We start from the raw sequence: 10,792 nt of genomic DNA on the forward strand, positions 1-10,792 counted from the left end.
CAATTGCAGCGTGGGCTTTAGTGCCGGATACCATCAGCGAAGAAGAATCACAGGTAAAGCCTTACGGGGCGTTTGTTGCGACAACCATTGCGTTCTTTTTTGCTGAAATTGGTGATAAAACGCAAATCGCGACAGTGGCCTTGGCTTTAAAGTACACCCCATTGTGGCAGGTGGTTATGGGAACAACGATCGGCATGATGCTCGCCAATGTACCTGCAGTGTATTTAGGACGTTGGATCGCAGAACGAATGCATTTATTGCAAATGATTCGCTTTGTTGCGGCGGGTATTTTTGCCATTTTAGGTGTTCTGGCCCTGATGGGTGTTGCGGGTTAAAAAGGTAGTTGAAAGAGAAGGCGAGCCTTGTGCTCGCTTTTGTTATTCGTTAATTAAAAAAACATCTCAGGGAGTAGGTATGCTGGACTCGTTCTTTAAGCTAAAAGAAAACGGTACCGATGTAAGAACCGAAGTTATTGCAGGTTTCACTACATTTTTAACGATGGCTTACATCGTCTTTGTTAATCCGTCGATCTTAGCTAAAACTGGGATGGATTTTAACTCGGTGTTTGTGGCGACTTGTTTAGCTGCGGCATTGGGTACTGCAATTATGGCTTTAGTGGCCAATTATCCTATCGCTCTTGCACCAGGCATGGGCTTAAATGCCTATTTCACCTACACCGTGGTTTTGGGTATGGGGGTGTCTTGGCAGGTTGCGCTGGGTGCCGTATTTATCTCTGGGGTGATTTTTCTTTGCGTCTCGCTATTTAAAGTCCGTGAGGCGATCGTGAATGCGATTCCGCACTCACTAAAATTAGCCATTTCTGCCGGTGTTGGGATGTTTTTGGCGATTGTTGCGCTTAAAAATGCCGGCGTGGTAACGGGATCTCCTGCGACTTTAGTGACTTTGGGTGATATCCACGCACCACAAACATTACTGGCGATTTTTGGCTTCTTTTTGATTGTCGCTTTGGAATACCGCAAGGTACATGGCTCAATTATTATTTCAATTTTGGCTGTGACTTTAATGTCAATTGGCATGGGTCTGTCTGAATTTAAAGGCGTATTTTCTGCGCCGCCGTCCATGGCACCAACCTTCATGCAAATGGATTTAATGGGTGCATTGGATGTGGCCTTGTTGGGCGTGGTTTTTGTTTTATTCTTTGTTGATTTATTTGATACCACTGGCACTTTGGTCGGTGTTTCGCACCGCGCAGGTTTGTTAGATAAAGACGGTAAATTGCCACGTTTGAAAAAAGCCTTGCTGGCCGATTCAGTTGCCATTACTGCCGGTGCTGTTATGGGTACTTCATCAAGTACCGCTTATGTTGAGTCAGCAGCAGGTACTGCAGTCGGTGGCCGAACTGGTTTAACGTCTTTAGTGGTTGCGATTCTATTTTTATTGGCGCTTTGGTTTTCGCCATTGGCCGCGACGGTACCCGCCTACGCAACAGCGCCAGCGCTATGTTACGTCGCGGTTTTAATGACGCGCGGTTTGGCTGAGATTGAATGGGATGATTTGACTGAGTCTGCGCCAGCCGTAATGACTGCACTGGCCATGCCATTTACCTTCTCAATTGCCGATGGTATTGCATTTGGCTTTATCAGCTATGCTGTGATTAAGCTTTTAGCTGGCCGCTTTAAAGACCTCAGTGCTGCCGTTTTGATTATTGCGGCGTTGTGGATTGTTAAATTTGCCTTTTTCCATTAAGCGAGCGTTCGGATGACTGAATCCATTAGCAATGACGCATTACCTAATGCGAACTATATTCGTGATCGAATTCGAACTGTGGCCGATTGGCCGCAAGCTGGGGTTATGTTTCGCGATATCACGCCCTTATTGCAAGACAAAAAAACCTTTCGCCTATTGGTCGATATTTTTGTTCATCGCTACATGGATCAAAAGTTGGATGTCGTCGCCGGAATAGATGCACGTGGATTTATTTTGGGCGCGGTCGTCGCTTATGAACTCAACCTCGGTTTTGTTCCTATTCGTAAAAAAGGCAAGTTGCCATTTAATACGATTGCTGAAGAGTACGAGCTGGAATACGGTTCTGCCACAGTAGAGCTGCATGCAGATGCTTGTAAAGCAGGTGATCGTGTGTTGTTGATTGATGATTTAGTGGCCACCGGTGGCACCATGATTGCGGCAGCAAATCTGCTAAAACGCTTAGGTGCTGAGGTGGTCGAGGCGGCGGCCATTGTTGATCTGCCGGAGTTAGGCGGCTCAAAATTGGTGAGAGATCAGCAGATTGAATTATTTACAGTCTGTAACTTTGCCGGACATTAATAAAGGCATTCACATCATTCAACCGCAATGGTGCTGAGCAATTCATTTTAATCGCTGGTTGAAAATGAGTTGACCGCACCGCTTCGAATGTTTTGGTTTGCTGCTGTAAGTGAAATGAAATAAATAAAGGATTTATCGTGACGATGCAATTACCTGAAGCTAGAACTATTCTTGATAATGCAGACTGCCTGCATAGTGAAGCTGAGGTTCAAGCTGCGTTAGACCAAATGGGTGAGGCAATGTGTGCCTCATTGGCTCATACCAACCCCATTGTCTATACCGTACTCAATGGCGGCTTAATTGTGTCGGGACATTTACTGCCTCGTCTACGTTTTCCGCTTGAAATTTCATATATGCATGCCACGCGTTATCGCAATGAAACCAGCGGTGGCGAGCTCGATTGGAAAGTAAAACCTCGCGAAGATTTACGTGGGCGTACGGTGATTATTGTTGATGACATTCTCGATGAAGGCCATACCTTGGCCGCCATCGTTGATTATTGTAAGCAACAAGGTGCCAGTGCGGTGCACGTTGCCGTGTTGATTGATAAAAAACACGATCGCAAAGCACCAGGAATTAAGGCTGACTTTGTCGGTCTTGAAGTAGAAGATCGGTTCTTGTTTGGTTGTGGTATGGATTATCAGGGTTACTGGCGTAATACATTGGCGATTTATGCGGTAAAAGGGCTGTAATCACACTTTGGTGCGGGTTGCAGCCATGGAGAGATCATGGGCAACAGCACCGATATCGTTGTGAAGCATTATCGACAGATTCTGATTTGGCCCTTGCAATTAATGCCTTTGCCCGAAGTGAGCGGTCGAAGTCGAGCGATGGGGCGTCACTGGGAGGTGATGTCGGCGTTGTCGGTCGCTGGCTCGCCTTGGCAGCCTAGGCCGACTGAGTTTGATGGCGATCCCGCTGAATTTAAAGAGCGACACTACCGAGAATTTGTCACTTTTTTGCCGTATGTGCAGCGTTTTTTATACGGTGAAGGGCGTAGTGAAGCTGGTGATGCCGCAAATTATGGCCACTCACCCATGCACGTCTTTCGTCGTAAAGACATTCAACAGGTCTTAATGGTCTTTAAAGATGGTAAAACACACCATTTTAAAGTGATCCATTTAGACCTGTATTTTTTTTACGATCTGGATGTCGTTATTTTGGCGCTGGAATTGGGTGGTGACAATTTATCACTCAGACGCGTGCAAGACGCCATGTTTCGTTTTGGTCGTACCTTTCCTGCGCAGTGGGATGAAAACGAAACGGCAACCAGTTGCCTGCGTAAAGTCGCTTGGCTTGATGCGGCGGGTGACGTGATTGCCTCGAGCGATTACGAAGATCGAGCGGGCTATTTGCAGCATATGGGGCAATTTTGTGCGCCCAAGATGGCGTCCCATTAGGAGTATTTACTCAGTCCTTTGGTGATGCATCATTCTAATGCGGTGGGGGATTTGCGCTACCGGCAAATCGAATACCATCGCATGCCCATGCTGGCCTACTTGTCATTTGAAAATCCCTTTGTATTGTCGGACGAAGATTTTTACCGTTTAGGCACGGTGAGCCGCCCCAGTGATATGGATGCGCTGCCTTTTTCTAGTAAGGTATTTGCGGCGTTTGAAGCCAATTGTTGCTACGATCGGTTTTGGATTCCTGAAAATAACAGTCCCATGGCCTCAACACGGTTGATGTGTAATGGCCATGCGTTTGTCATGGTCGGTATGGCGGGCAACCCCTTCTTTGTTGATCCTTATACCGGTTCTTTAGGGCAATTTCGGCATCAATATTTTTTGCTGACACTGATCGCCCATTTTCACAAAGCTTCGTTATTGATGTTCTCTGATCGTCTGGCTGTGGCGTTGGCCAAACTCAATGTGCAAGATGAAAACTCAATTCGCAATTTTAAGCGTGAAACGCGGCTGCTTCAGGCCGCTTTTTTACGCTTTACGCAGCGTTATTGGTTTCGCGAAGTTTCAAATCAAGCCATTAGTAGTCAATTGTTTTTGATGTTGAAACGCCATTTAGATACCGAGACCTTGTATTCCGACGTGCGAGAATCGGTACAGGCAATGAGCCAGTACCTAGAAAATGAAGACTTACGTCGACAGGCCGATACGGTGGTTCGATTGACGGTGGTGACGATTTTGGGCTTGGTCGGAACGACAATTACTGGTTTTTTGGGGATGAATTTATTTGCTTTGGCCGAAGAAACCGGCTGGAATAAGTTGTGGTATTTTATTGGTGCCAGTATTCCAATTACGATTTTGATTCTATTTACAGTCGCTAAATCAAAAAGTTTATCTGAGTTTTTGGATGTGTTATCTGATGATCGAGTGCTCTGGTTGAGTAAAATCAAGCAGTTTTTGCATATAAAAACCTGATCATGAAAGTAATGCATGCTGATGTGAGCAGATGTTTTGTCGATCGGACCGCTGTAAGTTGCTCAGGTCGTGGTAGAATTGCGCATCTTTTAACGATGAATACGGATGCGTTAACTCATGTTCTCTAAGTCTCAAACCATTGCCCAGTATGATCCTGATCTCGCCGCTGCCATGGCAGCAGAAGTTGTTCGTCAGCACGAACACATCGAGCTGATTGCTTCGGAAAACTACACTAGCCCAGCAGTGATGGAGGCTCAAGGCTCGCAACTGACGAATAAATACGCCGAAGGTTATCCTGGCAAGCGTTTTTATGGTGGCTGTGAATACGTTGACGTCATCGAGCAACTCGCTATTGATCGTGTAAAAGCATTGTTTGGCGCGGAATACGCCAATGTGCAGCCGCACTCGGGTTCACAAGCCAATCAAGCGGTGTATTTTTCTATCTTGAAGCCGGGCGATACCATTATGGGTATGAATCTGGGTCATGGTGGGCATTTAACGCATGGTTCTCCAGCCAATCTATCGGGTAAATTATTCAATATCGTGGCTTACGGTTTGAATGAAAACGAAGAAATCGATTACGACGATATGGAGCGTGTTGCGCTAGAAACAAAACCAAAGCTTTTGATTGGTGGTGCTTCAGCTTATGCCTTGCGTTTTGACTGGGCACGCATGCGCGAAATCGCCGACAAAGTGGGCGCTTACTTCATGGTTGATATGGCGCATTACGCTGGCTTAATCGCTGCAGGCGTTTATCCTAATCCAGTGCCACACGCTCATTTTGTGACCTCAACCACGCATAAAACACTGCGTGGCCCACGTGGCGGGATTATCTTGGCGAAAGCTGAGTTTGAAAAATCAATCAATTCTAATGTGTTCCCAACACTGCAAGGTGGCCCGCTAATGCACGTGATCGCCGGTAAAGCGATTGCGTTTAAAGAAGCGGCAACAGAAGAATTTAAAACCTATCAAAAACAAGTGTTGCTCAATGCGCAAGCTATGGCGTCAACCTTGACTGAGCGTGGTCTGCGGATTATCTCTGGTCGTACCGAATCGCACGTATTCTTGGTTGACTTGCGTCCTAAAGGCTTAACCGGTAAAGCGGCGGATGCGGTTTTAGGTAAAGCACACATTACCGTCAATAAAAATGCGATCCCAAATGATCCAGAAAGCCCATTTGTAACCTCAGGGATTCGTATTGGTGCACCTGCTATTACCACTCGCGGCTTTAAAGAAGCAGAAGCCATTCAAGTCGCGCATTTAATTGCTGACGTATTAGACAACCCGAATGATGAAGCTAATTTGGCAGCAGTTGCCGAAAAAGTAAAAGCATTAACGGCGCGTTTCCCAGTTTACGAAGTATAATTTCACGTAATTAAAAAAGGTGGTGCACGCGCACCACCTTTTTGCATTTTGTCGTAACTGTCTGAGGTATATTAATCCAAGGCAATTGTCAGTTGACTTGGATTAATATACCAAGCGTATTACTACCAATGTACCTTGGCTTAGCTGTTCAATATGAAATGAACAGCTTAAGATGCTCTTTATTCGTTCTTTTTAGGTTTTCGTGCTATGAAATGCCCATTTTGCGGTTCACCCGACACTCAAGTCGTGGATTCTCGCGTTTCTGACGAAGGGGATACGGTACGTCGTCGTCGTCGTTGTGCGATTTGCGATAAGCGTTTCACCACCTTTGAAACGGCTGAAGTGCGTATGCCGCAAGTGGTAAAGCAGACCGGGCAGCGTGTTGAATTTGAAAGAGAAAAAATTCGCACCAGTTTTATGCGCGCCTTACACAAGCGCCCAGTGCCGACCCCTTTGGTTGATGAAGCCATATCTCGCATTATTCAAAAAGTACTGACTGTTGGTGAGCGTGAGATTATGTCGCGACAGATTGGTGAAATGGTCATTGCCGAGCTCGCCAAACTTGATAAAGTCGCCTACATCCGCTTTGCCTCAGTGTATCGCTCATTTCAAGACGTTGAAGATTTTCGCGACGTGATCCGTGAAGTCAGCAAGGAATAGGCATGACTTGGCGTTCGATCGACTACCTCATGATGGCTCAGGCACTAGCACAGGCAAAATTGGGCCAAAATAACACCTCGCCCAATCCCAGCGTTGGCTGTGTGCTGACTAAAAACGATCAAATAATAAGCATGGGTCATACCCAAACAGCGGGTGGCGCGCACGCCGAAGTGATGGCGTTGCGTGCTGCTGGTTTGGCCGCGCAAGGTGCTACCGCGTATGTCACTTTGGAGCCATGTAGCCATTTTGGCAAAACGCCGCCCTGCGCCAACGCGCTGATTGCAGCTGGGGTGACTCGGGTGGTGGCCGCATTATTGGACCCGAATCCTCTGGTATCGGGGCAAGGCTTACACCGACTGGCCCAGCATGGCATTGTCGTTGAGCATGGTTTAATGGCCACCGAGGCATTAGCGCACCATCAAGGTTTTTTTAGCCGGATGATTCGCCAGCGACCTTGGCTGCGTTGCAAAGTTGCGGCCAGTCTGGATGGACAGATTGCACTGAGTAATGGCCAGTCAAAATGGATTACGGGGCCTGCGGCCCGTGCCGATGTGCAGCGAATTCGTGCGCGCTCATGCGCGATGATCACCGGTATTTCAACGATTTTGCACGATGATCCACAACTGAATGTGCGTGATTTCTCGGTTGAACGTCAGCCGATGAAAGTCATTTTAGATAGTCAAATGCGCACGCCCGTCTCGGCCAAAATTTTACAGCAGGGCTCTGTTTTGATTGTCGCGGCGCAAGACACTGATCGCCGATTGGCTTTGGAAGCGGCAGGTGCTGAAGTAATTTTGTGTCCTGATCTATCCGGTGGTCGTATTGATTTGGCTGCATTATGTGGCGTATTGGCAGCACGCGGTTGCAATGAAGTCACGCTTGAGGCCGGTGGCACTTTAGTCGGCGCTTTTTTTGCGGCAGGCTTAATTGACGAATTGTGGCTGTATCAAGCGCCGATATTGCTGGGGCAGGGACAAACGATGGCACAGTTTTGCTTGAGTGATTTAAGTCAAAAACAAGTCCCAACGCATATTACTCGACGTATGGTGGGTGATGATCAGCGCACTATTCTGCGTTTTACTGATCCAGTAACCGATTGGCTAGGGAAATGAAACATGAAAACAAATCCGATCATTGTTTGCCCTGATTGCGGCAAGGAAATTGAAGTGTTAAAAGCGTGTGGCGCGAGTAACTTTTTTTGCAATCATTGCAATGAATTGAAATCGTCACAGCGCGTCAAGGCAGCCAACCCGCTGGTCTTTCCCGCTCAACCGGAAAAATAAGGACGTTTATGTTTACAGGCATTATTCAAGCGATCGGCCAGATTGAAGCCGTTACGCCTTTTGATGGCGGGGTCCGCTTAACCATCGATGCAGGTGATTTAGATTTATCTAATGTTGGTTTAGGCGACAGTATTGCCCACAATGGCGCATGTATGACCGTTGTCGAGCAAATACCCAGTGGAAAATATTTAATCGACGTGTCCAATGAATCTTTGCGTTGCACAGCAGGATTAGATGCAATCGGCACAGTGAATTTAGAAAAAGCCATGCGCTTGGGCGATATGCTGGGTGGCCATTTGGTTTCAGGGCATGTCGATGGCGTTGGGCTGGTTCGCAGCTTTGATTCAGTCGGGGATAATCGCGAATTAATTATTCTGGCACCAGCGAGTTTAGCTAAATATTTAGCCGTTAAGGGCTCGGTGGTGGTTAATGGGGTTTCTTTAACCACCAATTGGATTCGTGATGTGAGCGATGGCTGTGAGTTTTCGATCAACTTAATTCCCCATACGCTGTCAGTCACGACGCTAGGGGCGATTGAGCCAGGTCAGCGGGTTAATTTAGAAATTGATTTAATCGCTCGCTATGTTGAACGTATGGTTTCTTTGGAGTCAAAATAATGAGCCAGATCGCACCTGTTAATGAAATTATTGCCGAATTAAAAGCTGGTCGCATGGTGGTTTTGGTGGATGAAGAAGACCGCGAAAACGAAGGTGATTTGGTGTTGGCCGCCGATTTTGTGACGCCTGAAGCCATTAATTTTATGGCTAAATTTGGTCGTGGCTTAATTTGCTTAACGCTGGATCAAACGCGTTGCCAGCAACTTAATTTACCGACGATGGTAAAAAACAATGGCTCGTCGTTTGGCACTAACTTTACCGCCTCAATTGAAGCGGCCGAAGGCGTCACCACCGGTATTTCAGCGCATGACCGCGCGCTGACGATCCAAAAAGCGGTTGCTTTTGGTGCTAAAGCCACTGATTTAGTCTCACCTGGCCATGTATTTCCGATTATGGCGCAACCGGGCGGCGTTCTGGTTCGTGCCGGACATACTGAGGCCGGTTGTGATTTGGCGATGATGGCGGGTTTAACCCCAGCATCGGTGATTTGCGAAATTATGAACGAAGACGGCACTATGGCTCGTTTGCCAGAATTGCTTGAGTTTGCGAAAACGCATCAACTGAAGATTGGTACTATTGCCGACCTAATTCATTATCGCAGCCAAACAGAATCACTGGTCGAATGTGTGGGTCGGCGTATGATTCGCACCTTGGCCGGCGAGTTTGAATTGGCGGTTTATCGCGATAAATTAACCGCAGCAACGCACTTAGCGTTAATCAAAGGTCAGCCTGTAGTCGATCGTGAGGTTCTGGTTCGGGTGCATGAACCTTTGTCGGTGGTGGACTGGATTGATCTAGACTCATCTGCGCATTCTTGGTCGATTGAAGCGACGTTGAATGCCATCGCAACGGCAGGAGAAGGCGTGGTGATTTTATTGCATCGCACCGAATTGGGTTCCGATCTATTGGGCCGTGCGCTACCTGAATTGAAGTTAAATCCGCCGCAAAAATGGGATTTACGCACCTATGGGATTGGCGCGCAGATGTTAAAAGACTTGGGCGTTGGCCGGATGCGCCTGATGTCACCCGAGCGTAAAATTCCGAGCATGATGGGATTTGGATTAGAAATTACGGGCTTTATTGCCCCAGAAGGAAAATGAAAATGTCAAAAAATATTCCAACAATTGCACCGGTATTGTCTGGCGCGGGTTTACGGATTGGCGTAGTAATGAGCCGATTTAATACGCCAGTTTGTGAAGGCTTACGTGATGTTTGCCTGGCTGAACTATTGGCGCTTGGCGTGGCCGAGCAAGATATTGTGCTGTGCTCGGTGGCTGGTGCATTAGAAATCCCCGTGGTATTGCAAACCATGGCTGAAAGCGATCGGTTTGATGGTCTCATTGCCCTTGGCGCGGTGATTCGAGGCGATACTTATCATTTTGAACTGGTGGCCAATGAGTCGGGCGCTGGCGTCACGCGCGTCGGCTTGGACTTTGGTATTGCCATCGCCAATGCCATCTTAACCACCGACACCGATGAACAAGCAGAAATTCGTATCAAAGAAAAGGGCCGTGATGCGGCTCGCACTGTCGTGGAAACGGCTAATTTAATTAAGGCATTACAAGTATGACTGAAGCCATCGTAGCACCTCGTCCAAAACCAAAATCGGCTCGTCGCCGTGCGCGTGAATTTGCCGTTCAAGGGACTTACCAATGGCTAATGACGCGGGATACGGTCAATAATATTGATCTTTTTATTCACAATAGCACCGCTTATTTTAGTAAGTGCGATGAAGCCTTATACCGTGGCATTTTGTTTGGCGTGATTAAAGACGCCGGTGCTTTAACCAAAGCGCTTGAGCCACACGTTGAGCGTCCACTCAATGAAGTCAGCATCGTTGAAATGGCGATTTTATATACCGGCGCGTTCGAAATTATTTCAATGCCAGAAACACCATATCCCGTCATTATCAATGAGTCGATTGAATTGGCTAAAACATTTGGTGGTTCAGACGGCCATCGTTTTGTGAATGGTGTACTCGACAAGTTGGCGGCTCTAGTGCGTGCCGATGAGTTTGCGGCTGCCGCAGCGAAACGCCGTCAATTTTAAATTCCCCTTAACTGCCCAGTTGCTTGGGCAGGGTTAAATTTTGTGAATGAATTCGATTTAATCGCTAAATATTTTACCCGCCCAGCGCTCAACGCCGATTTAGGTATTGGGGATGATGCCGCATTAATGTCGATCACCGCGCAGCATCAACTGG

General features: G+C 47.2%; 14 protein-coding genes. All 14 read left to right on the forward strand.

Annotated elements, in window-relative coordinates; all coding sequences use genetic code 11:
- Window positions 1-335, forward strand: a 335-nt coding sequence (locus tag Q0V82_RS15535; protein ID WP_297577190.1) for a TMEM165/GDT1 family protein, incomplete at its 5' end; no start/stop codon positions are given.
- 79 nt (window positions 336-414) lie between these two features.
- The gene (locus tag Q0V82_RS15540; protein WP_297577192.1) at window positions 415-1,707 is read left to right on the forward strand and encodes an NCS2 family permease; all 1,293 of its coding nucleotides are present in this window, start codon (window positions 415-417) and stop codon (window positions 1,705-1,707) included.
- A 12-nt stretch (window positions 1,708-1,719) separates the two neighbouring features.
- A complete protein-coding gene (locus tag Q0V82_RS15545) occupies window positions 1,720-2,286 on the forward strand; it encodes an adenine phosphoribosyltransferase (RefSeq protein WP_226762860.1) in 567 nt (188 codons plus the stop codon).
- Between the two features lie 143 nt (window positions 2,287-2,429).
- Entirely contained in the window at window positions 2,430-2,978 is a 549-nt protein-coding gene (locus tag Q0V82_RS15550; protein ID WP_297577214.1) for a hypoxanthine-guanine phosphoribosyltransferase, read from the forward strand.
- Window positions 2,979-3,014: 36 nt separating this feature from the next.
- Entirely contained in the window at window positions 3,015-3,686 is a 672-nt protein-coding gene (locus Q0V82_RS15555; RefSeq protein WP_297577194.1) for a hypothetical protein, read from the forward strand.
- A gap of 24 nt (window positions 3,687-3,710) precedes the next feature.
- Window positions 3,711-4,664 carry a CorA family divalent cation transporter gene (locus tag Q0V82_RS15560; protein WP_297577196.1) on the forward strand — a complete coding sequence of 318 codons (954 nt, stop codon included), beginning with the start codon at window positions 3,711-3,713 and terminating at the stop codon, window positions 4,662-4,664.
- A gap of 117 nt (window positions 4,665-4,781) precedes the next feature.
- A complete protein-coding gene (glyA, locus tag Q0V82_RS15565; protein WP_297577197.1) occupies window positions 4,782-6,029 on the forward strand; it encodes a serine hydroxymethyltransferase in 1,248 nt (415 codons plus the stop codon).
- A 207-nt stretch (window positions 6,030-6,236) separates the two neighbouring features.
- On the forward strand, window positions 6,237-6,689 hold the full coding sequence (nrdR, locus tag Q0V82_RS15570) for a transcriptional regulator NrdR (RefSeq protein WP_173534120.1): 453 nt from the start codon (window positions 6,237-6,239) through the stop codon (window positions 6,687-6,689).
- 2 nt (window positions 6,690-6,691) lie between these two features.
- Window positions 6,692-7,801 (forward strand): bifunctional diaminohydroxyphosphoribosylaminopyrimidine deaminase/5-amino-6-(5-phosphoribosylamino)uracil reductase RibD, encoded by a 1,110-nt coding sequence (gene ribD / locus Q0V82_RS15575; RefSeq protein ID WP_297577200.1) that lies wholly within the window; start codon window positions 6,692-6,694, stop codon window positions 7,799-7,801.
- A 3-nt stretch (window positions 7,802-7,804) separates the two neighbouring features.
- Complete coding sequence (locus Q0V82_RS15580) at window positions 7,805-7,972, forward strand: zinc-ribbon domain-containing protein (RefSeq protein ID WP_297577202.1); 168 nt, start codon at window positions 7,805-7,807, stop codon at window positions 7,970-7,972.
- Between the two features lie 8 nt (window positions 7,973-7,980).
- Entirely contained in the window at window positions 7,981-8,589 is a 609-nt protein-coding gene (locus tag Q0V82_RS15585) for a riboflavin synthase (protein ID WP_297577204.1), read from the forward strand.
- Entirely contained in the window at window positions 8,589-9,689 is a 1,101-nt protein-coding gene (gene ribBA / locus Q0V82_RS15590) for a bifunctional 3,4-dihydroxy-2-butanone-4-phosphate synthase/GTP cyclohydrolase II (RefSeq protein WP_297577206.1), read from the forward strand. Before Q0V82_RS15585 ends, ribBA begins: the two co-directional genes overlap by 1 nt.
- A 2-nt stretch (window positions 9,690-9,691) precedes the next feature.
- Window positions 9,692-10,159 (forward strand): 6,7-dimethyl-8-ribityllumazine synthase, encoded by a 468-nt coding sequence (gene ribH, locus Q0V82_RS15595; RefSeq protein ID WP_297577208.1) that lies wholly within the window; start codon window positions 9,692-9,694, stop codon window positions 10,157-10,159.
- Entirely contained in the window at window positions 10,156-10,638 is a 483-nt protein-coding gene (nusB, locus tag Q0V82_RS15600; RefSeq protein ID WP_297577212.1) for a transcription antitermination factor NusB, read from the forward strand. Before ribH ends, nusB begins: the two co-directional genes overlap by 4 nt.
- The last annotated feature ends 154 nt before the right edge of the window (window positions 10,639-10,792 follow it).

It is taken from the genome of uncultured Deefgea sp. (assembly GCF_947072475.1).
In the GTDB taxonomy this organism is placed as follows: Bacteria; Pseudomonadota; Gammaproteobacteria; order Burkholderiales; family Chitinibacteraceae; genus Deefgea.